Source organism: Pseudomonas sp. (genome assembly GCF_030698175.1).
GTDB lineage: Bacteria > Pseudomonadota > Gammaproteobacteria > Pseudomonadales > Pseudomonadaceae > Aquipseudomonas.
This window is the reverse complement of sequence record NZ_JAUYNT010000028.1, coordinates 149535-172008: the sequence shown is the minus strand read 5'-3', so window position 1 is coordinate 172008 and position 22474 is coordinate 149535. Positions and strand designations below refer to the sequence as shown.

Sequence of the window (22474 nt, the reverse complement as noted above, 5' to 3'; positions counted from 1 at the left end):
GCAAAAGGCATCGCGGCTAAAGCCCCTCCCACGAGATTGGCGGCGTTCAACACTTAATTGGCACAGAGCCAAAATAAACCGGCAGGCGCCCTTACCCTCGGTGCCCGCAGTACGTCCCACAAGGAACTCAAAATGAAAAAAAATGCTCTCACCCTTGCCGCCGTCGCCGCCCTGGCCACGGTGTTTACCGCTCAGGCCAGCGAAACCCTGAGCATCGCCGCCAGCGCCGTGCCCCATGCGGAAATCCTCGAATTCGTTAAGCCGGCTTTAGCCAAAGAGGGCGTGGAACTGAAGATCAAGGTCTTCACCGACTACGTGCAGCCTAACGTGCAGGTGGCCGAAGGCCGTCTGGACGCCAACTTCTTCCAGCACCAGCCGTACCTGGATGAGTTCAACAAGGCCCGTGGCAGCCAGCTGGTCAGCATCGCCGGCGTGCATATCGAACCCTTCGGCGCCTACTCGAGCAAAATCAAAAGCCTGGCCGAGTTGTCCCAGGGCGCCAACGTGGTAATCCCCAACGACGCCACCAACGGCGGCCGCGCCCTGTTGCTGCTGGCCAAGGCTGGAGTCATCAGTCTGAAAGACGGCGCCGGCATCACCGCCACGGTCAAGGACATCGCCAGCAACCCGAAAGCCATCAAGGTCCGCGAGCTGGAAGCCGCCACCTTGCCGCGGGTGCTCAATCAGGTCGATCTGGCGCTGATCAACACCAACTACGCCCTGGAAGCCAAACTCAATCCGACCAAGGATGCGCTGGTGATCGAAGGCAACGACTCGCCTTACGTGAATATTCTGGTGGTCAGCGCCGATCGCAAAGACGACGCCGGCTTGCAGAAGCTGGCCAAGGCCCTGAACAGCGCCGAAGTAAAAGCCTTTATCAACGAGAAATATCAAGGCGCGGTAGTGCCGGCGTTCTAATCGATATAAGCCGGTGCCACAGACCAAGAAGCCCGCTCGATTGAGCGGGCTTTTTTATATTTTATTCAGCGGTTGGCGCCGTGCGTCGCGCCCGGTCATCACGGCGCCAGCACTCTATATCTTCACCTACACTGAGGGAGTGCCGACTGCGGATAGTCCGTGAGCTTGGCGAGCGCCCTGTGTGGGCAAAATCCGACGCAGCGCATCAGCAAAAGGACTTCCACCCGTCTGTATGTGGGAGGTCGTATGCAAGAGCTTCAGCTCATCCATGCCAAGCTCGATTTATTGCGCCACGGCGCAGTTGAATTTGCCCAATTGCATAAGCATGTCGGCGAGCTTGAACAGCTGACTGCGGCCATGGACGCCAGCAACAGCGAGCTGTTCGACGAGCTCAACAAGGCTAGGCAGCAGATACGCCAGTGGCAGAACTTTTTTGACCTATCCCTCGACATGCTCTGCATCGCCCATACCGGCGGCTATTTTCTCGACGTGAATCCGTCGTTTATGCGAGTGCTCGGCTATGCGAAAGAAGAGCTGCTGCAACGGCCTTTTATCGATTTTGTGCACCCCGATGATGTTGCGGCCACGCTTGGCGTGCTGGCCACACTGATCGCCGGAGGCGACACCATCAATTTTGAAAATCGCTATCGCTGCAAGGATGGTCACTACGCCTGGCTGGCCTGGTGCACGCCGGCGCCGGCAGCCGATAGTTCGCTGCTGTATGCCATCGCCCGCGACATCACCGAGCGTAAACGCAGCGACGCCGAGATTCTGCATCAAGCCGCCCATGACAGCCTGACCGGCCTGTTTAATCGCGCCGCTTTGATGCAACAGGTGCAGCTCGCCTGTGCGCGTTTTCGCCGCGATGCCAGGCAGAACTTTGCGCTGCTGTTTCTCGATCTCGATCACTTCAAGCCGATCAACGACAGCTACGGTCATCAGTGCGGTGATGAACTCTTGCGTCAGGTCGCCGAGCGGCTGCGCCACTGCTGTCGTGACGGCGACATAGTCGCGCGCCTGGGCGGTGATGAGTTCATCATTCTCGCCGCCGACCAATCCGCCACCCAGCCGCAAGAGCTGAAAGTTCGCCTGCAGGCCGCCCTGCAAGTGCCTTTCGCGATTGCCGAGCAGCGCCTGCAGATCGGTGCCAGCATCGGCATCGCCCAGCCCGGGATCACCGAACCCAATATGGATGTGCTACTGGAGCACGCCGATCGACAAATGTACTTGGATAAACTCGCCCGCCGCCCGAGCCTGCTGCCCACCAGGCTCGGGGCGGCAGAGTGAGCGCGAAAACGCCAAAGCCTGCGCCATGGCGCGGGCTGTTTACTCCGCCCGTTTAAGCGGCGTTTAAAGCAGCCCCAGCGGGTACTCGATGATCAGCCGCACCCGGTCGAAGCTGCCGTCGTACTGCTGCTGCGAGCCACGGTGCACTTGCTGCACCAGATAGAAGTTAAGGTCTTTGGCGGCGCCTTCCTGGACCAAATAGCGGGCGCCGAAATCCAGCTCGTGGTGATCCTGATCGTCGCGCGCACCCCAGTCGGCCTGGTAGGCACTGTCGGCACTCATGCCACGGGCATTGATGTCGTAGCCCTTGAGGTAGGCGGCGAAAGCCGTCAGCCCGGGCGTCAGCAGCTCGCCCAGATCGAGGTCGTAGCGCAGCTGCCAGGACTTTTCATTTGGGCCGTTGAAGTCCGAGTAGTAGCTGTTGGCCAGGTAGATCGAGTAGTTACCGACGTAGTCAAACGGCGTGTCGCCATCGACCTGCTGATAAGCCAGGGTCAGGGCATGCACGCCCTGGGTGTAGGTGGCCGCCAGCGAGCCGGTGCGGTTATCCACCGCGCCGACCTTGGCCGAACCGGCATCGTAGCTCTGGTAGAGATTGACGTTGAAGTCCAACTGCTGCGCATCGCTCAGGGCCATGCCATAGGTGAGATTGGCGTAGTACTGGCGCCAGTAGTCTTGCAGCTCACCGGCATACAGCGAGGCACTGAGGCTATCGCTGAAGCTGTAAACGCCGCCGGCAAAGTCCATGGCGCCGTCCATGACTCCGGCATAGCCGCTAAACACGTCATCGCTATTGGTCGAGGCTTGCTGGTTGGCGGCGGTGAAGTGGCCGAGGTTGACTTCCAGGTTCTCGACATCCGTACTGGTCAGCAGAAAACCAGTGGCGGCCTCCGGCAGCAGGCGCGTATCGCCGGTGTCGAACAGCGGCGTATGCACGAACATCTCACCGTATTTCAGCGTGGTATTCGAGACCCGCGCCTTCAGTGCGCCATGCACTTCGCCATAACTGTCCTGGGAGCCACATTGGCCCTCGGCGTTGCAGTCGCCCGCATTGCTCGGCAGCATGCCGGTGCCGGCACGCCCCCGGCCGCTGTCGAGTTTCAGGCCGAGCAGTCCATGGGCATCGACGCCAAAGCCGATGCGGCCCTGGGTGAAACCGGACTCGAAGCTGCTGATCAGCCCCTGCGCCCACTCCTGCGCATAGCTCTGCTCGGCACCCGCGGACTTGTCGTCGTCTTTATAGTAGAAGTTGCGCGCCAGGACATTCAGCTTGCTGTCCGCCACTAATCCGTTGGACTGCGCCTGGTTGCTTGGAGTCGTGGCCTGCAGTTCGGCACTGTCTGCGGCGGCAGGCTCTGGGTTATCCGCCAGCGCCGTTTGACTCGCCGCGCCTATGGCCAAGGCTAGGGCGCTGCATTTAAGGATGTGCATGGGTTTACTCCTATTGCTTACTGTTGTTGTTATTTGGCAATGGCGGCGACGGGGCCGGTTTACTTCAATGCACCACTGAGGAACTGCCGCAGGCGTTCGCTCTTGGTTCGGCTAAAGACTTCGCTGGGACTGCCCTGCTCCTCGATCTGGCCGTTGTGCAGGAAGATCACCTGGGTCGAGACCTCACGGGCGAAGGCCATTTCGTGGGTCACCACGATCATGGTGCGACCCTCGGCGGCCAGCCCCTGCATGACCTTGAGCACCTCGCCGACCAGCTCGGGGTCCAGCGCCGAAGTGGGCTCGTCAAACAACAGCACCTCCGGCTCCATGGCCAGGGCGCGGGCAATCGCCACCCGCTGTTGCTGACCGCCGGACAGATGCGCCGGATACACAGCAGCAAAGTCGCCTAGGCCCACCTGCCGCAGGTATTTCTCGCCACGGCTCACGGCTTCTGCGCGACTCAACCCCAGCACATGCAGCGGTGCCTCGATGACGTTCTCCAGCACTGTCAGGTGCGACCACAGGTTGAAATGCTGAAACACCATGGCCAGTTTGGTGCGCATGCGCTGCAGCTGCTTGTGGTCGAGCACCTGCAACTCGCCGTGACTGTTAGTGCCCAGGCGAATGTCTTCGTCGCCTAAGCGAATAGTCCCGGCATTGGGTTTTTCCAGAAAATTAATGCAGCGCAGGAAGGTGCTCTTGCCCGAGCCGGAGGAGCCGATGATGCTGATCACATCACCCTTTTTGGCGCTCAGCGACACGCCCTTGAGCACCTTCTGGTGGCCGTATTGCTTGTGAATATTGGCGACTACTAGGGTTGTCATTATTATTCCTCTTGCTCGATTCGGGCTGGCTCAACGCGACGCGCGCGGCGCCAAATAAGCCAGGTAGCGCAGTTCCAGGAGCTTGAAGAGCCCCACCAACGCGAAGGTCATGGCCATGTACACCAGGCCGATGAAGATGAAGGCCTCGAAGGGCGCGTAGTAGTCCGAGTAGACGCTGCGCCCGGCGCCGGTGAGGTCCATCAGGGTCACGGCGCTGGCGATCGAAGAACCCTGCAGCATCAGGATCACTTCATTGCTGTAGGACGGGATGGCCCGGCGCAAGGCCGACGGCAGGATGATCCGGCGTAGCAGCGTCAGCGGACTCATGCCATAGGCCCGCGCCGCCTCGATCTCGCCGTGGGGGATGTTGCGCATGGCACCGGCGAAAATCTCGGTGGTGTAGGCACAGGTGTTCAGCGCGAAGGCAATCAGCGCACACCAGTAAGGTTCGCGCAGGTACGGCCAGAACAGGCTGTGCCGCACCCACTCGAACTGCGACAGGCCGTAATAGAGCACCAGCAGTTGCAGCAGCAGCGGCGTGCCACGGAAGAAGTAGGTGTAGGCCCAAACCGACTGGCTCAGCCAGCGGTTGCGCGACACCCGCAGCCGCGCCAGCGGCATGGCCAGCAGCAGGCCGATCAGCAGCGAATAGCCGGTGAGCTTGAGGGTCATGAGCAAACCGGTAAAAAACAGCGGCAAGTTGTCGAGGATGATTTGTGGCTGTAGGTCGATCACGATCAAAGCTCCGCGTGTCGCACGCCAAGGGAATAGCGCTTGTTCAAGGCGCCCAGGGCGCATTGCGAACAGGCGGTCAGGGCCAGGTACAACAGGCATACCAGCATGTAGAAGAGGAACGGCTGGCGGGTGGCGCGGCCGGCCTGATCGGCCATCCAGGTCATGTCCTGCAGGCCGATCATGGTCACTATCGCCGTACTCTTGAGCAGTACCAGCCAGTTATTGCTCAGGCCGGGCAGGGCGAAGCGCATCATTTGCGGGAACAGCACCCGGCGAAACACCTTGGCCCGCGTCATGCCGTAGGCGTAACCGGCTTCCAGCTGGCCGGCCGGCACGGCCAGAAAGGCGCCGCGAAAGGTCTCGGAAAAATACGCGCCGTAGATCAGCGCCAGGGTGATGACCCCGGCCACATAGGGGTCGATATCCCATTGCGCCAGCCCGTAGGCTTCGGTGAAGGCATTGCAGAAAATCTGCATGCCGTAGAACAGCAGCAGCATCGCCACCAAGTCCGGCACCCCACGCATGATGGTGGTGTACAACTGCGCCGGCCAGCGCAGCCAGGCCAACGGCGACAGCTTCAGGCAGGCGCCAATCAGGCCGAGCACAATCGCCAGCAGCAACGCCAGTAGCGCCACCTCCAGGGTGGTGACGACGCCGGCGAAAATCGCCGGCAAGTAACCGTTAAACATGTTTTCTCCTGCGCGCAGCGCGCGCCACTGAGCAAAAAAGGCCTCGCCAGTCGGCGGGCAGAGGGTGCGACGTTTAGGCCCGTACGCAGTCGACGTAGTAGCCCGGCTGGCCGTCCACCTCGCCCTTGACCAAGCCATGCACATCGGTCTCGAAGCCCGGGAAGCGGGTATTGAACTCGCGGGCGAAACGCAGGTAGTCGACTATCACCCGGTTAAAGCGCTCGCCCGGAATCAGCAGCGGAATGCCCGGCGGATAAGGCGTCAGCAGGATCGCGGTGATCCGCCCCTCCAGCTCGTCCAACGCCACCCGCTCCACTTCGCCACGCGCCATGCAGGCATGGGCATCGGTGGGCTTGAGCGCCGGCAGCATGGCCGACAGGTACATCTCGGTGGTCAGGCGCGCCACGTCGTGCTCGCGGTAGACACTGTGGATTTTCTGGCAGAGGTCCTTGAGGCCGACCTGCGCGTAGTGCGGCTGCTTGCTGACGAAGGCCGGCATCACCCGCCACAGCGGGCTGTTGGCCTCATAGGCGTCCTTGAACTGCTCCAGCTCGGTGACCAGAGTGTTCCAGCGGCCCTTGGTGATGCCGATGGTGAACATGATGAAGAACGAGTAGAGCCCGGTCTTCTCGACGATGATGCCGTGCTCGGCCAGGTACTTGGTGACTATGGCCGCCGGGATGCCCTCGGCGGCGAACTCGCCACTGACGTCCAGGCCGGGGGTGATCAGCGTGGCCTTAATCGGGTCGAGCAGATTGAAGCCTGCGGCCAGATTGCCGAAGCCATGCCAGCGCTCGTTGGCGCCCAGCAGCCAGTCTTCGCGGCGACCGATACCGTCCTCACACAGCTGCTCCGGCCCCCACACGCCGAACCACCAGGAATCCTGGTATTCGCTGGCCACCTTGCGCATGGCGCGGCGGAAATCCATGGCTTCGCGCAGCGATTCTTCCACCAGGGCGGTGCCACCCGGCGCCTCCATCATCGCCGCCGCCACATCGCAGCTGGCGATGATCGCGTACTGCGGGCTGGTGGAGATGTGCATCAGGTACGACTCGTTGAAGCGCGAACGGTCGAGCTTACGGTGCTTGGCTTCCTGCACCAGAATCTGCGAGGCCTGGCTGAGGCCGGCGAGCATCTTGTGGGTCGACTGGGTGGCGAACACCAGGCAGTTGTCGCTGCGCGGCCGCTCCGCGCCTATGGCGTGCATCTCGCGGTAGAACGGGTGGAAGGTCGCGTGGGGCAACCAGGCCTCGTCGAAGTGCAAGGTGTCGATGCTGTCGGCCAGGGTCGCCTTGATCATCTCGACGTTGTACAGCACACCGTCGTAGGTGCTCTGGGTGATGGTCAGGATACGTGGCTTGCGCCCTGGATTGGCCGCCAGCGCCGCGCGAGCGAAAGGGTTGGCTTCGATCTTGCGGGCGATGCTGGCCGGCTCGAATTCACTCAAGGGGATGGGCCCGATGATGCCGTAGTGGTTGCGCGTCGGCATCAGGAATAGCGGAATAGCCCCGCACATGATGATCGAATGCAGGATCGATTTGTGGCAGTTACGGTCCACCACCACGATGTCGCCGGGGGCCACCGCCGAGTGCCAGACCATCTTGTTCGAGGTCGAGGTGCCGTTGGTAACGAAGAACAGATGGTCGCAGCCGAAGATCCGCGCCGCGTTACGCTCGCTGGCCGCCACCGGGCCGGTGTGGTCGAGCAGCTGGCCGAGTTCTTCGACCGAGTTACAGACGTCGGCGCGCAGCATGTTCTCGCCGAAGAACTGGTGAAACACCTGGCCCACCGGGCTCTTGAGGAAGGCCACGCCCCCCGAGTGGCCCGGACAGTGCCAGGAGTAGGAACCGTCCTGGGCATAGTTGAGCAAGGCGCGAAAAAACGGCGGGGTCAGCGCCTCCACATAAGCCCGCGCCTCACGCAGGATGTAGCGCGCGACGAACTCCGGGGTGTCCTCGTGCATGTGGATGAAGCCATGCAGCTCCTTGAGAATTTCCTTGGGCAGGTGCTGCGAAGTGCGCGTCTGGCCGTAGAGGAAGATCGGAATGTCGTTGTTGCGCTGCCGCACCGTGGCGACGAAAGTACGCAACCCGGCGATCACCGCCTCGATCTTGTCGGGCGCCAGCTCTGCATCACTGAGGGCCACGACAAAGCCGCTGGCGCGGTTCTGCTGCTGCGCCAGCGCGGCCAGATCCGCGTAGTGATCGAGCCATTGCACCTCAACGCCTTCCTGCTCGATGGCGGCGGCCAGGGCGCGCACGCTCTCGCCGGTGCGGGTGTCCGCGCGCCGGTGCTGGCCGATCAGTACCAGCGGGAAACGAAATTTCATGCTCATCTTATTTTTATTCCTGTTACCTGTCCGGCTAGGCCGGGAAAATCGTTAGGCGCCGAGCATGCAACCCTGACGCAGCGGCTCGCGGCCGGCGACGAAGGTCAGCTCGGTATTGGCCTCGGTGAAGCGTTCGATCACTCGGGCGTAAAACATCCCGGCGATGCTGCTGGTGAGGGTGCTGACCTGACCACTGAGCGGGTCGATCACATCGGCCAGCGCCGTGCCCGCCGCGACCCAACTGCCGATCGGCGCACGGTAGGCCACCACCCCGGCATGCGGCGCATTCAGCACTTCCACCCCGGCTAACGGGGTCGGTTCACAGACCAGCTCCGGCACCGCCGGCACCGCACCACTGATCAGCCCCAGATGGCCCAGATAGGCCAGCAGCGCCTCGGCATCGGCCAGCGCCAGCTCATGGCTAACATCGTTGATGCCGCGCAACTCAACAGTGGCGGCGAAGGTAGCCATGGGAATCGGCTGCTGCGCAAAAGCCTGTTGCAAGGCTGTCCACACGCTGGTGAAGGCCTCATCGAAAGAGTTACCGCCCTGCACGGTGGCATGCAAGATGGCATGGGCGCCGATGTAACCAGCCAATACCCGGCCTTGCGCCTGCTGCTCGCTGTGCACATAGAGGTGCACCATGGCCTCGCTGTCGCAGTGCACATCGAGCACGTAATCGGCGTCACAAGCCAGCGTCATCAGGGTCAGGCGCAGCGACTCCAGCTCGGTGCGCGGCACTATGGCCTGCAAGCGCGTAGTCAGGGTGCGGCGGATCAGTGCCACGTTAGCAGCGGCATCGTCGCCCAACTCCGCAGCCACCTGCTCGCGCACCAACTCGGCGAGGTCGAGGTAATGACGATTGAAATTTTCCCGACTGGACGACTCAAAACGTCCCAGTTGACGGCCGCACACATAGTTACCCAGGCCGATCGGATTGGCGATCGGCACCAGTACCACTTCGCCGGTCAGGCGGCCGGCGGCTTCTAGGGTCAACAAGCGACTTTTCAGATGGTGCAGCACCAGCATGCCTGGATGTTCATCGGCATGCAGGCCGGCCTGCAGGTAGATTTTCGGCCCTTGGCCGCGCGTGCCAAAGTGCAGACTGAGCACTTCTCGTTGCGCACCCAAACTCTGGGCCAGGAGCGAATGCTGCTGATACATAGAATATTCCAAGTAAAGGAGCGGCCTGCTGCGGTGAGACCGCAGCAGGTACACAGGCATCAGTCGTACTGGTTGTACGGAAAGTACTTGTCGTTGATCTGCTTGTAGGTGCCGTTGGCAAGAATGTTGGCCAAGGCTTTGTTCAGCTCAGCCAGCAAGGCTTGATCGGCCTTACGTACGGCAATCCCGGAGCCGGTGCCAAAGTATTTAGGGTCTTTGAATTGCTCGCCGAAGGCTTGGTATGCGGCCAGATTCGGATCTTTCTGGGTCTCGTAGATGATCCCGACTTCCAGCACCACGGCATCTACTCGGCCGGCGTTCAGGTCCAGCAAGACGGTCTGGGTGTCCGGGTAGCGCCGCACGCTGACGCCGGCTTTCTCGTAATAATCCTTGGCGAAATTTTCCTGGATCGAGCCTTTTTGCACCGCCACAACCTTACCTTGCAGGGCGGCCGGCGAGCTGTCGGTCAGCTCTTTAGCGCCGAACAACATGGAATATCCACCTTCGTATTTATTCGTGAAAGCGACCTTCTGCTCACGCTCCGGGGTAATGGCCATGGAGGCAACGATGGCGTCGTACTTCTTCGCCATCAGGCCGGGAATAATGCCATCCCAATCCTGCTTGACCAGCTGGCACTCGGTCTTCATTTCGGCGCATAAGGCATTGGCAATATCCACATCGAAGCCGCCCAAGCTGCCATCCGGGTTGACGAAGTTGTACGGTGGGTAAGCGCCTTCGGTGGCAATCCGCACCACGCCCGATTGCGCCTGAGCGCTGGTACAGCTGCCGAGAACCAGCACGCTGAGCAGTAATTTTTTTATTGTTTGCATGGACCAAGCTCCTCTCAAGAATGCGGTGACCGCCCGGCTAACTTACGCGTTCTAGGCTTTCATTCCATACACAGCGATGCCTAAAATGGCCGCCCCTGTAGTGGTTGAAAAGGCTGTACACCTGCCATGCAAGTTGCACGAAAATCGTCACGCATCGGCCAGTTGGTGGAGCATTTCAGCGGCTTGATTGAACACGCCAAGCTAACTCCAGGCGCCCGCTTACCCTCTATTCGGGCCGCTGCCAAAGAGTTCGCAGTAAGCACCTTTACCGTAGTCCAAGCCTATGATCGGCTGGTGGCGCTGGGCTATGTAGATGCGCGTAAGGGCGATGGCTTTTTCGTCCCGGCAGCCGCGCCAAACAAACTGACCCAACCTAGCGCGGCGCCCCTCGCGGACGTCTACTGGTTGCTGGATGACGCCTTTCACCCCGATGCCGACGCCTTGCAACCGGGCAGCGGCGGCCTGCCCGATGCCTGGCTGGACGAACCCGGTTTGCACTTGGCCCTACGCGCCCTCGGCCGGGCCAATGGGCTGATTGCCGAGTACGGCGAGTCACGCGGCAACCTCGGCTTGCGCAACTGGATCCAGCGTTATCTGAATGACCGCGGCGTGCCGGCCCAGAGCGAGCATATCGTCCTCACCAACGGTGCCAGTCAGGCGCTCAATCTGGTTATTCGCGCCTTGCTGCAACCCGGCGACTGCGTGCTGGTGGACGACCCCGGCTATATCAATCTGCTGGCTAACTTGCGCGATCACAAGATCAAAGCCATCGGTGTGCCCTGGACTCCGCAAGGCCCGGATGTGGAAAAACTCGCCGAGTTGCTGCAACTGCACCAGCCCAAGGCGTTCTTCACCAACCCTTGGCTACAGAACCCCACCGGCGCCAGCTACAGCCCGGCCACCGCCCATCGCGTGCTGCAACTGGCCGACAACCATGATTGCTGGGTTATCGAAGACGACGTGTCTGGACAGCTAGCGCCGGACAACCAGCCACCACTGGCGGCGCTGGATAACCTGCAACGGGTGATCCACATCGGCAGTTTTTCTAAGAGCCTGGCGGCCTCGCTGCGGGTTGGCTTTGTCACCGCCGAGCCGGCGGTGGCCGAAGCCCTGCTGCACTACAAGATGACCACCGGCCTGTACAGCTCACAGTTGTGCGAACAGCTGGCGCTGCAGATGCTCAACGACGGCACCCAGCGCAAGCGTTGTCAGAAGTTGCGTGAGCGGCTGTTAAACGCACAACTGGCCGCCCGCCAACAACTGCAACAGTTGGGCTGGCAATGTTGGGCCCCTGCAGCGCCAACGCCTTACCTGTGGATCAGCAGTGGCCAAGCCGATTTTGACCCGCTGGCGCTGACCCGCGCCGGGCTCAAGCAGAACATCCTGCTATCACCCGGCTGCATCTTCCGCCCGGGCTTGCAAACCACGCCTTGGCTGCGTTTTAACGTGGCCTTTGGTGAAGACCCGGCGGTCTGGCAGTTTCTTAGCGCAGCTGCTCAGGTCTAGGGCTGGCGGCACTCACTCCTGAACGCTGAGCAACCCCGACAAATGCTCCTTGAGCTTTTGGTTGTTCAGCGGCGCGCGAATAAAACCCTGCTGACGACCATCGGGGCCGAGGATAACTAGGTTGCCGCTATGGTCGACGGTGTAGTTTTCTTTGCTGGTATCGGCTGGAATAAAGGGAATGCTGACGCCATTGGCGAACTTTTGCAGGGTCGCTTCATCACCGGTTAAGCCTTGAAAGCCGGGATCGAAATAGCTGAGGTATTGCTTGATTTGCGCCGGCGTATCGCGGTTTGGATCGACGCTGACGAAGATGATTTGCAGGTTGTTGCGCGCCTCCTCAGGCAACAAGGTTTTCAGCTCGCGCAGCTGGGCGAGGGTGGTCGGGCAGATGTCCGGGCAGAAGGTGTAGCCAAAAAACAAAAAGCTCCATTTACCCTTGAGTTGATCAACCGCCACCGCTTGGCCGTCTTGATTGATCAGGCTCAATGAGGGTAAGGCACGGCTTTGTGGCAGCAAGACAATCCCGGCATCCAGCAATATCGCCGGGTCGGCCCTGCCCGAGTTAGTCAGCACCTTGTTGACCGTCAGGCCAAGCACCAGCGCCACCACTGCGACCAGGATAAATACGGTTGTTTGCATACGGGTCATTGAAGCAATCCTTAAAATCGGCGAACGAAGCCATTTCTAACAACCCATGGCCGAGCGCAGCCACTTTGAGGGCTGCTTCATAGGCTCAGCAGTAGGTAGTGGTCGACTAGTAAAGCGATAAACAGCGAGAACAAGTACCAAATACTGTACTTGAAGGTGTTGATCGCCGCGTGTGGTTTACTGTCACGGTACAGCACCCAGGCCCAGTGCAAAAACCGCGCACCCAGGCCAACGGCGCACACCAAATACAGCAAGCCGCTCATGTGAATGGTGTAGGGCAGCAGGGTAACGGCGAACATCACGCAGGTGTAGAGCAAAATGTGTACTTTGGTGTAGTGCTCGCCGTGAGTCACCGGCAGCATCGGGATGTCGACCTTGGCGTATTCCTCTTTGCGGTGGATGGCCAGCGCCCAGAAGTGCGGCGGCGTCCAGGCGAAGATAATCAGCACCAGCAGCAAGGGCTCGGCACTCACATGCCCGGTCACCGCCACCCAACCCAACAGCGGCGGTGCGGCACCGGCCAGACCGCCGATGACGATGTTCTGTGGCGTCGCACGCTTCAAGAAGCCGGTGTAGAGCACCGCATAGCCAAGCAAGGACGCCAGGGTCAGCCAGGCCGTCAGCTGATTGGTAAAGACCAGCAAGATTGCCAGCCCACCCACCGACAGCAACATGGCAAAGCTCAGCGCCGCCACCGGCGACACCCGCCCTTCGGCCAGCGGGCGTTTATGGGTGCGGGCCATGACCGCGTCGATGCGCCGGTCGACCACATGGTTGACCGCGGCCGCGCCGCCGGCGCAGAAGGCGATACCCAGATTGCCGAAAATTAGAATCGTCCAGGGCACCCCGGCACGGGTGGCGAGGAACATGCCGACCAAGGATGTGATCAGCATCAGCACCACCACTTTCGGCTTGGTCAATTCCAGATAGTCGCGCCAGAGGGCTTGGCTGTGGCGTTCGGTTAAAACAGTGGCCATACGCTGTCTCCTTATTGTTATTCGATAACGAGGTAAGGCTTAACGCCTGTGCCCCGTGCTGAACCCTGTGTGCCTGTTGATTTACATCGCCCCCTGACTGACCACGGCGGCGAAGCTGGTTTGGCGCGCATGGACCGGCACGCGCAGGCGGTAATTAATCAGCACCAGCGTTAGCAGCAAGGCCGCGCCACCGGCGTTATGAGCCACCGCCACCGACAGCGGTAAATGCAGCAAGACGTTGCTAACGCCGAGGCTGATTTGCAGCCCCAGCGCCAGCAGCAACAGGCCGGCCAATTTGTTTAAGCCCTCGGTACGCAGTCGCCAGGCCAGCGCCAGCAACGCCAGGGTCACCAGCAGCGCACCGAGTCTATGGCTCATATGAATGGCGGTGCGCGCGTCGCTGTCGAGTTGCCCGCCGAGGTAGTTCGGGCCGATGTGTTGGCTCAGGTGAAAGCCATTGGCAAAATCCATCGCCGGCCACCACTGGCCATGGCAGGTCGGCAAGTCGATACAGGCCACCGCCGCATAGTTGCTGCTAACCCAGCCACCGAGGGCGACCTGGCCGATTACCAGCAGCAAGCCCAGCGCTGCCAGTCGGCGCAATAATGGGGACACCGCGGCCAACGGCGGCCAGCGCCCCGACAAGCGCAAACTCAATAACAGCAGCAGACTCAGGGTGGTAAAACCGCCGAGCAGGTGCGCCGTGACCACTTGCGGCCAGAGCTTGAGGGTCACCGTCCACATGCCAAAGGCCGCTTGGGCGATGACTACCGCGACCAACAACAATGGTAATTTCAACGGTTGCTCGGGCTGTGTGCGTCGGCGCAGCGCTTGAATCGCCAACGCCAGAATCAACAGGCCGAGGCTGCCGGCGAAATAGCGGTGAATCATCTCGTTCCAGCCCTTTTGCGCCTCCACCGGTGCCTGGGGGTAATTCAATTCGGCGTGGGCCAGTTGCATCTCGGATTGGGGCACGCCGATAAAGCCATAGCAACCCGGCCAATCCGGGCAGCCGAGGCCGGCATGGGTCAGCCGGGTATAGGCGCCGAGCAGCACCACCAGCAAGGCCAGGCCGGTGGCGATAACGGCGAGGCGGTATCCGGGTTTGACCATAACGGCTCCTTAAGGCTGTGCTTAACCGATATTCGACAGTTTTAGCAGCAAGCGCAGGTCAGTCAGCACCTGCTTACCATCGGCCTTGGCGTCGTAGCGCAGGACCAGATTGCCATGCGGATCAATAATCCACAGCTGTACCGCCGGGTTGCCTTTGAGCAGTTGATCGTAACGTTGGCGCTCCAACTCAAAGCGTCCCAGCTGCGGGTATTCGCGCTGTAATTGCGCCTGGTAGGCCTCGCTCAGCGGTGCGGCACTGGCCAGCCCATGACTGGCCCGCGAGGACTCACGACCCAGACCAATTTGAATCTGCCGGGCCAGATACACCAGCTGCTGGCAATCGGCAGCGCAGTCTTCGGGAGCGGTCACCAGCAACTGCCAGCGCTTTTCATCCTGCGCTATCACTCCCAACTCGCTGCGACTTTGCCCGCTACCCAGCAACTCACCGTGGTAACTGCGTGACTCGGGCACCCAGAACTGCCATTTATACATGGCCGTGGCCAGCAGAATGGGGCCGATAGTCGCGGCTAAAATCAGCAACAACTGCAAACGCCCGCGGCGCGGGTTTAGCTCAGACTTGAGGGTCACTGCATCCATCGTTGCGCTTCCTTAGAAGGTTGTTAGCGGTTGAATTAAAGCCGAAGTACACAAACAAAACGCACAGCGCCGCAGCCAGGGCAAACCATTGCACCGCGTAGCCCTGATGCTTGGCCGGACTCATGCTCACCACCGGCCAATCCACTTGATAGGCCGCCGGCCCCGATTCTAACCGTAGCTCATGCGGCCAGCCGCCACGGCCCAAGTGCTGCCATAACGCCGGCGCATCAACCCGGGTGAGCAATTGCGGCCAGGCGCTGCTGGGTTGATCGCGCTGCAACTGAAAACTCTCACCCAACTGCACATAGACCCAGGCCTGCAACTGCACAACGCCGCTTGGCGTAGTGAATACGGGTGGCATGCGCCGGTCTGGCCAGGCCAGCCAGCCGCGATTGAGCAGCAGCCAAAGGCCACTGTGTTGATCATAAAAAGGTTGTAGTAACTCGACGCCGGCGCGCCCGGCGCGGGTACGGTTGTCCAACAAAATGCTGTGTTCGGCATCAAAGTGACCTTGCAGCAACACCCGCCGAAACGACGGATCGGCGCTCAGTTCCAGCTCACCAAGCGCTTGCGCCGGCGCTTGTCGACGAGCCTCTTGGGCGCTCAATAACTCACGCTTTTGTTCGGCCCGCGCCAACTGCCAAAAGCCCAGGCCGATCAACAGCGGCAACAACGCCAGCACCAGCAAGCTTGGTAGCAGGCCCGGCCGAAAGGGTTTCACCGGCGTGGCCAAAATATTGTTTTGTGGCTGGCTATACTGCTAGGCATTACCCCTCCCCCCGGAGTTACTTCATGCTTAAAGCGGCGATCGTTATCTTGTTACTGGCCACCTTGGTCAGTCTGTTCAGCGGCCTGTTCTTTCTGGTCAAGGATGAGGGCCGTGGCTCACGAGTGGTAAATGCCCTCACGGTGCGCGTAATACTCGCCGCACTGACGGTGGCACTGATTAGTTGGGGCTTTTACAGCGGTCAGTTGGTTTCCCACGTAGCCTGGTAAGCGCCTTGCCCGACAGCGGGTTAGGCTGCCGGGCGGTTGCTAATCAAAGCACGTAAACGAAGACAAACAAGCCGATCCACACCACATCGACAAAGTGCCAGTACCAACTGGCCGCCTCGAAACCGAACTGATGTTCGGCATCAAAATGCCCACGTAAAATACGGACGAACATGACCGCCAGCATGATGGTGCCGAGCGTCACATGAGCACCGTGAAAGCCGGTGAGCATAAAGAAGGTCGAGCCGTAGATGCCCGACCCCAGGGTCAGCCCAAGCTCGTGATAGGCCTCGATGTATTCCACTGCCTGAAAGCCCAGGAAGGTGGCGCCGAGCAAGATGGTCAACCCCAACCAAGCCTTGAGCAAACCACGCTTGCCGTGTTTCAGCGCATGGTGGGCAAAGGTCACGGTGAAGCTGGAACTGACGAGCAAGATGGTATTGATCAGCGGCAGATGCCAGGGATTGATGATCTCCTTGGGCGCCGGGAACAGCTTCGGGTCGGGGTTGTTAAGCAGCGGCCAGACATATTCGAAATTGGGCCAGAGAATGTCACTCACGCCCTTATCGCCCTCGCCACCGAGCCAAGGCCCGGCATAGGTGCGCACATAAAACAGCGCGCCAAAAAAGGCCGCAAAGAACATCACCTCCGAGAAAATAAACCAGCTCATGCCCCAGCGAAATGAGCGATCCATCTGCGCGCTGTACATGCCGGCGCGGCTTTCTTTGATCACAATACCGAACCAGCCGAACAGCATATAAGCCAGAAACAGCCCACCAATGGTAAAGATCAGTGGCCCATTCGACTCGGCCCGCTGGGCACTCATGTCATTGAACCAAGTGGCCAAACCATAGACCGTGGTGGTCATGCCAATGGTGGCAATGATCGGCCATTTGCTTTGGGCGGGAACGTAGTACTGCTCGTAATCTGCCATGGTTGTTCTCCTTATCGGCCTGCTACTGCAGCAGGCGATTTAGTCGCCGTGATGTCGAACAGCGTGTAAGCCAGCGTGAGGTGATGCACGTCCTCAGGTAAGTCGCGGTCGACGATAAAACGCACTGGCATCTCGATCCGCTGCCCCGGCTGTAACACTTGTTGGGTAAAGCAAAAACATTCGGTTTTATGAAAATACGCCGCCGCCACTGATGGCGCGATGCTCGGCACTGCTTGCGCCGTCATGATGCTATTGCTGGGGTTGCTGGCGACAAATATCATTTCGTTAACGGCGCCCGGATGCACCAGCAACTCATCGTTTTTTGGCCGAAACTCCCAGACCATCCCTGCCGAGTTGGTGGCCAGAAACTGCACCCGCACCGTGCGGGCTTCGTTCACCACCTGGACTCCTTCGTAGACCACGCCTGCGGTCTTGCCATTGATGCCCAGCGCCTGACACATCACCTCATAGATAGGCACCAGCGCGAAGCCAAAACCAAACATTGCCACCACTACCAATAATAGGCGCTGGATCAGACGGCGATTGGCTGAGGCTTCACTCATAACGGCGGCCTTACTTCACGTCCGGTGGTGTTTGGAAGGTGTGATAAGGCGCCGGCGATGGCAACGACCACTCCAGGCCTTCGGCACCGTCCCAAGGCTTGTCGCCGGCAGGCCGGCCGCCACGAATACACTTGATGACGATAAACAGGAAGAACAGCTGGGTGGCGCCAAACATAAAGGCACCCACCGAGGACACCATGTTGAAGTCGGCAAACTGCAGGTTGTAGTCGGGAATCCGCCGCGGCATGCCGGCCAGACCGACGAAGTGCATCGGGAAGAACGCCAGGTTCATGCCGACAAACGACAGCCAGAAATGCAGCTTGCCGAGGGTTTCGTCATACATGTTGCCGGTCCACTTCGGCAGCCAGTAATAGACCGAGGCGAAGATGCCGAAGATGGCCCCCGGCACCAGCACGTAATGGAAATGCGCGACCACAAAGTAGGTGTCTTGGTACTGATAATCCGCCGGCGCCATCGCCAGCATCAGCCCGGAGAAACCGCCGATGGTAAACAGAATGACGAAGGCCACCGCGAACAGCATCGGCGTCTCAAAGGTCAACGAACCTTGCCACATGGTCGCCGCCCAGTTGAACACCTTCACCCCGGTCGGCACCGCGATCAGCATGGTGGCGTACATAAAGAACAGCTCGCCCACCAGCGGAATACCGACCACGAACATGTGGTGAGCCCAGACGATAAACGACAGGAAGGCGATGCTCGAGGTGGCATAGACCATCGAGGTGTAACCGAACAATGGCTTGCGCGAGAAGGCGGGAATGATCGCGCTGACCGCACCGAAGGCGGGCAGGATCATGATGTACACCTCGGGGTGGCCGAAGAACCAGAACACATGCTGGAACAGCACCGGATCACCACCACCGGCGGCGCTGAAGAAGCTGGTGCCAAAGTGGATGTCCATCAGCATCATGGTCACGCAACCGGCCAGCACCGGCATCACCGCAATCAGCAGGAAGGCGGTGATCAACCAGGTCCAGACGAACAGCGGCATCTTCATCAAGGTCATGCCGGGGGCGCGCAGATTGAGGATGGTGGCGATGATATTGATGCCGCCCATGATCGAGCTGATGCCCATCAGGTGCACGGCGAAGATGAAGTAGGTAACGCTCTCCGGCGCGTAGGTGGTCGACAACGGCGCGTAAAAAGTCCAGCCAAAGTTCGGCCCGCCGCCGTCACTGAACAGGGTCGAAATCATGATGGCGAAGGCCGCCGGCAATAACCAGAAGCTGAAGTTGTTCATCCGTGGCAAAGCCATATCTGGCGCGCCGATCATCAGCGGCACCATCCAGTTGGCCAGGCCGACAAACGCCGGCATCACCGCGCCAAAGACCATGATCAGGCCGTGCATGGTGGTCATCTGGTTAAAGAATTCCGGCTGGACTATTTGCAGCCCCGGCTGGAACAGCTCGGCGCGAATCACCATGGCAAAAGAGCCACCGAGTAAAAACATCGCAAAGCTGAACCACAGGTACATGGTGCCGATGTCTTTATGGTTGGTGGTCAACACCCACCGCATCAAACCTTTGGCTGGGCCGTGATGATGGTCATGCCCGGCATGGCCATGACCTTTATGACTGGAGTCGATCACTGCGCTCATGTTCTTACTCCTGAGCTTGCTTGAGGGCGAGCACGTCTTTAGGCGTGACCATGTCGTTCATGGCATTACCCCAAGCGTTGCGTTCGTAGGTGATTACCGCGGCGATATCGACTTCCGACAGCTGCTTGCCGAAGGCGGCCATGGCGGTGCCGGGCTTGCCGTTGAAGACCATATCGAGGTGTTCTTTCTGCGGCCCGGTAGCGATTTTCGAGCCCTTAAGTGCCGGGAACATCGGCGGCATGCCTTGGCCTTCGGCCTGGTGGCAGGCCGCGCAGGTGGTTTGGTAGGTCTTCTCGCCGCGGGCGATCAACTCTTCACGGGTCCACTCTTTGCTGGTCAACTCTTTGAGCTGCAAGGCCTCGTCTTTACGCACGGCCAACCACTTGGCGAAGTCTTCTTTGGACTTGGCCTCGACCACAATGGGCATAAAACCATGATCTTTGCCGCACAGCTCGGTGCATTGACCACGGTAGATTCCGGGCTTATCGATACGGGTCCAGGACTCATTAACGAAGCCGGGAATGGCGTCCTTTTTGACTGCAAACGCCGGCACCCACCAGGAGTGGATGACATCGGCGCCGGTGATGAGAAACCGCACCTTGGTGCCGATGGGCACCACCAGCGGGTTATCCACCTCCAGCAGGTAATTCTCCGACTTAGGCTCTTGGTTCTGGATTTGGCTCTGGGGGGTGGCCAAATTGCTGAAGAACTCGACCTCCTGGCCCAGGTATTTGTAATGCCACTTCCACTGATAACCGGTGACCTGAATATCCAGCTCAGACTCGGTGGTGTCGTAGATGTCGATCAACGTCTTGGTCGCTGGAATGGCGATCACCACTAGGATCACCAGCGGGATCAGCGTCCAGAGGATTTCCACCGTGGTGCTTTCATGGAAGTGCGCTGGTTGCTGACCGGTCGAGCGCCGATGGATCAGCATTGACCAGAACATAGCGCCAAACACCACCACCCCGATGACCACACAGATCCAGAAGGTGATCATGTGTAAGTCAAACACGGCGCGGCTGACTTCAGTCGCGCCGGGCGCCATATTTACAGTCCAAGCGGCCTGTGCCTGGCTGAAGACAGCCCATAGCAGTAGCCCCACCCAAATTCGTGGACGTTGCATCATTGCGGGTTCCCCTTATCGTTCTTGTTATCCCGCTGGCGGTGCTTACAGCCAAGGCAACGACCGCTAAACCTATGCCCCAGGTTCAACTGGCAATACCAAAGCCACAAAGCGCCGTCAGACGTCATCAGATCGCGCGTTGCGTTTTGAGTATAGCCAGCAACTGCGACATAACAACGCAGTCTAAAAATTCTCTTGGCGACCCATGCCGATCACCGCAAAAAGTGCTGCTGAAACCATCAGCAACTTGATATTTCGCGCGCGCATAACAATTACAAAGTTATGACAATTGGGTCTTAGCTAAATGACAAAACCAACTAGAGTTCTTGGCTTACCTCTGCCGCCAGCCACTAGGAGCATTAATGAATACTGCCGCCTTGCGTCAACTGATCGACCGCGCCCATCAACACGAAGCCGCCACCGGTCTCCTCGCACGGCAACTCGACGGCCAGCTGGAACGCCTGCATCCGGCCATTCGTCTACCGGTACAGGACGCCCAGGGCGTGCTCGGGCGCTTCGTGGCCGCCTACATTGCGCAGGTGCCCGAGCTACTGGATGCGGCCCATGCGGTGGCCGAAAAAGCCGGTATCGAGGCGCAGATCAAACCGGTGCTAAAAATAGCCGAAGAGTATTTTTTGCAGCCGCCGGCCTTAATGGATGGCCACGACGGCCTCGATGGCCTGCTCGATGAAGCCTATCTGGCCCATCGCCTAGTGGAGGAAGTGAATGATTTGTATATCTGCCAATTCGGCCAACCACTGATTCCGCTGGACACCACAGTCGCCAACCTGATTGCCCATCAACTGATCGGCGAAAGCTTTGCCAATCAGCTCGATGAAGCTGTGCATCAAACCGTGGAGGCCCTGCTTAACCCGGCGCATTTTGACCAGCAGCTGCTTGAGGCCTACCGCCAACAATTGGACGATCCGCAGGTGGTCGCCGCCTGGCAAAACTGGCCATGCCTGTCGCGCCAGCTCGGGGTTGAGTTGACGTTGGGACAAGAGCAGCGCGCCGCCAGCTAACAAGCACAGCGCCGCTAAGAATCAAGACCGCTGGCCGCCGGGCGAGGGCAAAACGGCTATGCGAGTTGTTGGCGGTAGCGCGGCCGCGTGCTGGGTGGGTTTGGGCATGACCAGGCCGCCTTAATACCGTTTATTTACACGCCGGCGAGCCCGCCTTGCGCCACCTGACTCTCTAACCTCCACTATTCCCCGCATCGCGGGCCTCACTGTCGACTACCGCGAGCCGGCAGCGTTGGCTCGGCGGGAGCAAAAAAATCGCTTAAGCAAATTATTCTGCTATCACTATTGGAGGGGGCGTTACACCGTTGTTGTGTGTTTGCCCATATCCACCCTGGACGAGTTCCTGTGATTTCCTCCATGGATGGTTACGCATCGCGCCGCCACTCAGGCGAGGAGATTTTATGAACGCCGCTCTACGCATGGCCACTATCACCCTTGTGCTGCTGACCCTTCCTGCCGGACTGCCGGCGGCATTCGCCGCTGACGACGTCGAAGCCACTGGCAAGGACCTGACCCTGATTTTTCGCTCGGCCCGCAAGGTAATTTCCGATGGCCAGGATCTGATCAACGATGCCAGCAAAGGCGATAAAGGCCTGAGCTCAGCCGCAGTGATCGAAAAAACCAAGGCCAATTACAAGGCTGTCACAGGTACCGACTTGAACCTGACCGACGACGGCAGCCCCACCGCTAAGGCGCGTTCCGCGCTGATCAATGCGGTGCAGGTGACCATGGACGAAGCGCAGGCGTTGATCAACGAGCCAGGCAAAGGCTTCAAAGGCTTCCTCCCGGCGGTATTCGGCGGGCGCGTGGCGAACAACTTCAGTGCGGCCATGGCTGGCACCTTCGCCATTAAGCTGACCGCGCCCAAGGCCTATGTGCGCAATCGCGCCAACCGCCCCGACGAGTGGGAAGACAAGGTTATCGAGAGCATGTTCAAGCTGCCCGGCTACGAAAAAGGCAAGGCCTACGCCGAGACCGTACCGGTCAAAGGCCGGGCGGCTTACCGCTATATTCTGCCGGAGTATTACGGCGCCTCTTGCCTGGCCTGTCATGGCGACCCAAAAGGTGAAGTCGATATCACTGGCGGCAAGAAAGAAGGTGCCAAGCTTGATGAGTTGGGTGGTGCCATCTCCCTGATCATTTACCAGTAGCAGGCTGGGTGGAGTAGTCGGT

The 22474-nt window shown here is 59.8% G+C and carries 22 protein-coding genes; 6 read left to right on the top strand and 16 right to left on the bottom strand.

Features of this window, described 5'->3' with window-relative positions:
• Nucleotides 1-132 precede the first annotated feature (132 nt).
• Together Q8R10_RS15190 and Q8R10_RS15185 are read left to right on the top strand one after the other, a co-directional pair.
• Entirely contained in the window at nucleotides 133-918 is a 786-nt protein-coding gene (locus Q8R10_RS15190; protein ID WP_305654684.1) for a MetQ/NlpA family ABC transporter substrate-binding protein, read from the top strand.
• 246 nt (nucleotides 919-1164) lie between these two features.
• Nucleotides 1165-2205 (top strand): sensor domain-containing diguanylate cyclase, encoded by a 1041-nt coding sequence (locus Q8R10_RS15185; RefSeq protein ID WP_305654683.1) that lies wholly within the window; start codon nucleotides 1165-1167, stop codon nucleotides 2203-2205.
• A gap of 63 nt (nucleotides 2206-2268) precedes the next feature.
• On the opposite strand, the gene Q8R10_RS15180 is transcribed toward Q8R10_RS15185, so the two are convergent.
• The 7 genes from Q8R10_RS15180 to Q8R10_RS15150 all read right to left on the bottom strand — a co-directional run bounded on the left by Q8R10_RS15180 (nucleotide 2269) and on the right by Q8R10_RS15150 (nucleotide 10207).
• On the bottom strand, nucleotides 2269-3636 hold the full coding sequence (locus tag Q8R10_RS15180; RefSeq protein WP_305654682.1) for an OprD family porin: 1368 nt from the start codon (nucleotides 3634-3636) through the stop codon (nucleotides 2269-2271).
• Between the two features lie 59 nt (nucleotides 3637-3695).
• Complete coding sequence (locus Q8R10_RS15175; protein WP_305654681.1) at nucleotides 3696-4460, bottom strand: ABC transporter ATP-binding protein; 765 nt, start codon at nucleotides 4458-4460, stop codon at nucleotides 3696-3698.
• Nucleotides 4461-4490: 30 nt separating this feature from the next.
• The gene (locus tag Q8R10_RS15170) at nucleotides 4491-5192 is read right to left on the bottom strand and encodes an ABC transporter permease (protein ID WP_305654739.1); all 702 of its coding nucleotides are present in this window, start codon (nucleotides 5190-5192) and stop codon (nucleotides 4491-4493) included.
• Nucleotides 5193-5197: 5 nt separating this feature from the next.
• Nucleotides 5198-5884, bottom strand: coding sequence for an ABC transporter permease (locus Q8R10_RS15165; protein WP_305654680.1), 687 nt, complete (start codon nucleotides 5882-5884; stop codon nucleotides 5198-5200).
• Between the two features lie 73 nt (nucleotides 5885-5957).
• On the bottom strand, nucleotides 5958-8219 hold the full coding sequence (locus tag Q8R10_RS15160) for an arginine/lysine/ornithine decarboxylase (protein WP_305654679.1): 2262 nt from the start codon (nucleotides 8217-8219) through the stop codon (nucleotides 5958-5960).
• Between the two features lie 45 nt (nucleotides 8220-8264).
• Nucleotides 8265-9377 (bottom strand): succinylglutamate desuccinylase/aspartoacylase family protein, encoded by a 1113-nt coding sequence (locus tag Q8R10_RS15155; protein ID WP_305654678.1) that lies wholly within the window; start codon nucleotides 9375-9377, stop codon nucleotides 8265-8267.
• 59 nt (nucleotides 9378-9436) lie between these two features.
• On the bottom strand, nucleotides 9437-10207 hold the full coding sequence (locus Q8R10_RS15150) for a transporter substrate-binding domain-containing protein (RefSeq protein ID WP_305654677.1): 771 nt from the start codon (nucleotides 10205-10207) through the stop codon (nucleotides 9437-9439).
• A 126-nt stretch (nucleotides 10208-10333) separates the two neighbouring features.
• Between Q8R10_RS15150 and Q8R10_RS15145 the strand changes: the two genes are divergently transcribed.
• Nucleotides 10334-11713 (top strand): PLP-dependent aminotransferase family protein, encoded by a 1380-nt coding sequence (locus tag Q8R10_RS15145; protein WP_305654676.1) that lies wholly within the window; start codon nucleotides 10334-10336, stop codon nucleotides 11711-11713.
• A 12-nt stretch (nucleotides 11714-11725) separates the two neighbouring features.
• Here the strand turns inward: Q8R10_RS15145 and Q8R10_RS15140 are convergent, their stop codons facing one another.
• The 5 genes from Q8R10_RS15140 to Q8R10_RS15120 form a co-directional block, all read right to left on the bottom strand.
• The gene (locus tag Q8R10_RS15140; protein WP_305654675.1) at nucleotides 11726-12361 is read right to left on the bottom strand and encodes an SCO family protein; all 636 of its coding nucleotides are present in this window, start codon (nucleotides 12359-12361) and stop codon (nucleotides 11726-11728) included.
• Between the two features lie 77 nt (nucleotides 12362-12438).
• The gene (gene cyoE / locus Q8R10_RS15135; protein WP_305654674.1) at nucleotides 12439-13338 is read right to left on the bottom strand and encodes a heme o synthase; all 900 of its coding nucleotides are present in this window, start codon (nucleotides 13336-13338) and stop codon (nucleotides 12439-12441) included.
• Nucleotides 13339-13419: 81 nt separating this feature from the next.
• Complete coding sequence (locus Q8R10_RS15130; protein WP_305654673.1) at nucleotides 13420-14451, bottom strand: heme A synthase; 1032 nt, start codon at nucleotides 14449-14451, stop codon at nucleotides 13420-13422.
• Between the two features lie 21 nt (nucleotides 14452-14472).
• Nucleotides 14473-15048 (bottom strand): hypothetical protein, encoded by a 576-nt coding sequence (locus Q8R10_RS15125; RefSeq protein ID WP_305654672.1) that lies wholly within the window; start codon nucleotides 15046-15048, stop codon nucleotides 14473-14475.
• Nucleotides 15023-15769 (bottom strand): SURF1 family protein, encoded by a 747-nt coding sequence (locus Q8R10_RS15120; protein WP_305654671.1) that lies wholly within the window; start codon nucleotides 15767-15769, stop codon nucleotides 15023-15025. Before Q8R10_RS15120 ends, Q8R10_RS15125 begins: the two co-directional genes overlap by 26 nt.
• Before the next feature lie 71 nt (nucleotides 15770-15840).
• Here Q8R10_RS15120 and Q8R10_RS15115 point away from each other — a divergent pair, with 71 nt between their 5' ends.
• On the top strand, nucleotides 15841-16044 hold the full coding sequence (locus tag Q8R10_RS15115; protein WP_305654670.1) for a twin transmembrane helix small protein: 204 nt from the start codon (nucleotides 15841-15843) through the stop codon (nucleotides 16042-16044).
• Between the two features lie 43 nt (nucleotides 16045-16087).
• On the opposite strand, the gene Q8R10_RS15110 is transcribed toward Q8R10_RS15115, so the two are convergent.
• Genes Q8R10_RS15110 through coxB form a run of 4 tightly spaced genes read right to left on the bottom strand, consistent with a single transcriptional unit; the run spans nucleotide 16088 to nucleotide 20282 of the window.
• Nucleotides 16088-16975, bottom strand: coding sequence for a cytochrome c oxidase subunit 3 (locus Q8R10_RS15110; RefSeq protein WP_305654669.1), 888 nt, complete (start codon nucleotides 16973-16975; stop codon nucleotides 16088-16090).
• Nucleotides 16976-16986: 11 nt separating this feature from the next.
• Nucleotides 16987-17538, bottom strand: a complete 552-nt coding sequence (locus Q8R10_RS15105; RefSeq protein WP_305654668.1) for a cytochrome c oxidase assembly protein — start codon at nucleotides 17536-17538, stop codon at nucleotides 16987-16989.
• 10 nt (nucleotides 17539-17548) lie between these two features.
• The gene (ctaD, locus tag Q8R10_RS15100) at nucleotides 17549-19153 is read right to left on the bottom strand and encodes a cytochrome c oxidase subunit I (protein WP_305654667.1); all 1605 of its coding nucleotides are present in this window, start codon (nucleotides 19151-19153) and stop codon (nucleotides 17549-17551) included.
• A 4-nt stretch (nucleotides 19154-19157) separates the two neighbouring features.
• On the bottom strand, nucleotides 19158-20282 hold the full coding sequence (gene coxB, locus Q8R10_RS15095) for a cytochrome c oxidase subunit II (protein ID WP_305654666.1): 1125 nt from the start codon (nucleotides 20280-20282) through the stop codon (nucleotides 19158-19160).
• Nucleotides 20283-20641: 359 nt separating this feature from the next.
• Here coxB and Q8R10_RS15090 point away from each other — a divergent pair, with 359 nt between their 5' ends.
• Together Q8R10_RS15090 and Q8R10_RS15085 are read left to right on the top strand one after the other, a co-directional pair.
• The gene (locus tag Q8R10_RS15090; RefSeq protein ID WP_305654665.1) at nucleotides 20642-21301 is read left to right on the top strand and encodes a hypothetical protein; all 660 of its coding nucleotides are present in this window, start codon (nucleotides 20642-20644) and stop codon (nucleotides 21299-21301) included.
• A 401-nt stretch (nucleotides 21302-21702) separates the two neighbouring features.
• On the top strand, nucleotides 21703-22452 hold the full coding sequence (locus Q8R10_RS15085) for a DUF3365 domain-containing protein (protein ID WP_305654664.1): 750 nt from the start codon (nucleotides 21703-21705) through the stop codon (nucleotides 22450-22452).
• Nucleotides 22453-22474: the final 22 nt, after the last annotated feature.

What these genes read in the sequence shown, in the direction of transcription:
- Q8R10_RS15190 (WP_305654684.1), top strand. Translation starts at nt 133, where the DNA reads ATGAAAAAAAATGCTCTCACCCTTGCCGCCGTCGCCGCCCTGGCCACG.
- Q8R10_RS15185 (WP_305654683.1), top strand. Translation starts at nt 1,165, where the DNA reads ATGCAAGAGCTTCAGCTCATCCATGCCAAGCTCGATTTATTGCGCCAC.
- Q8R10_RS15180 (WP_305654682.1), bottom strand. Translation starts at nt 3,636, where the DNA reads ATGCACATCCTTAAATGCAGCGCCCTAGCCTTGGCCATAGGCGCGGCG.
- Q8R10_RS15175 (WP_305654681.1), bottom strand. Translation starts at nt 4,460, where the DNA reads ATGACAACCCTAGTAGTCGCCAATATTCACAAGCAATACGGCCACCAG.
- Q8R10_RS15165 (WP_305654680.1), bottom strand. Translation starts at nt 5,884, where the DNA reads ATGTTTAACGGTTACTTGCCGGCGATTTTCGCCGGCGTCGTCACCACC.
- Q8R10_RS15160 (WP_305654679.1), bottom strand. Translation starts at nt 8,219, where the DNA reads ATGAGCATGAAATTTCGTTTCCCGCTGGTACTGATCGGCCAGCACCGG.
- Q8R10_RS15155 (WP_305654678.1), bottom strand. Translation starts at nt 9,377, where the DNA reads ATGTATCAGCAGCATTCGCTCCTGGCCCAGAGTTTGGGTGCGCAACGA.
- Q8R10_RS15150 (WP_305654677.1), bottom strand. Translation starts at nt 10,207, where the DNA reads ATGCAAACAATAAAAAAATTACTGCTCAGCGTGCTGGTTCTCGGCAGC.
- Q8R10_RS15145 (WP_305654676.1), top strand. Translation starts at nt 10,334, where the DNA reads ATGCAAGTTGCACGAAAATCGTCACGCATCGGCCAGTTGGTGGAGCAT.
- Q8R10_RS15140 (WP_305654675.1), bottom strand. Translation starts at nt 12,361, where the DNA reads ATGACCCGTATGCAAACAACCGTATTTATCCTGGTCGCAGTGGTGGCG.
- cyoE (WP_305654674.1), bottom strand. Translation starts at nt 13,338, where the DNA reads ATGGCCACTGTTTTAACCGAACGCCACAGCCAAGCCCTCTGGCGCGAC.
- Q8R10_RS15130 (WP_305654673.1), bottom strand. Translation starts at nt 14,451, where the DNA reads ATGGTCAAACCCGGATACCGCCTCGCCGTTATCGCCACCGGCCTGGCC.
- Q8R10_RS15125 (WP_305654672.1), bottom strand. Translation starts at nt 15,048, where the DNA reads ATGGATGCAGTGACCCTCAAGTCTGAGCTAAACCCGCGCCGCGGGCGT.
- Q8R10_RS15115 (WP_305654670.1), top strand. Translation starts at nt 15,841, where the DNA reads ATGCTTAAAGCGGCGATCGTTATCTTGTTACTGGCCACCTTGGTCAGT.
- Q8R10_RS15110 (WP_305654669.1), bottom strand. Translation starts at nt 16,975, where the DNA reads ATGGCAGATTACGAGCAGTACTACGTTCCCGCCCAAAGCAAATGGCCG.
- Q8R10_RS15105 (WP_305654668.1), bottom strand. Translation starts at nt 17,538, where the DNA reads ATGAGTGAAGCCTCAGCCAATCGCCGTCTGATCCAGCGCCTATTATTG.
- ctaD (WP_305654667.1), bottom strand. Translation starts at nt 19,153, where the DNA reads ATGAGCGCAGTGATCGACTCCAGTCATAAAGGTCATGGCCATGCCGGG.
- coxB (WP_305654666.1), bottom strand. Translation starts at nt 20,282, where the DNA reads ATGATGCAACGTCCACGAATTTGGGTGGGGCTACTGCTATGGGCTGTC.
- Q8R10_RS15090 (WP_305654665.1), top strand. Translation starts at nt 20,642, where the DNA reads ATGAATACTGCCGCCTTGCGTCAACTGATCGACCGCGCCCATCAACAC.
- Q8R10_RS15085 (WP_305654664.1), top strand. Translation starts at nt 21,703, where the DNA reads ATGAACGCCGCTCTACGCATGGCCACTATCACCCTTGTGCTGCTGACC.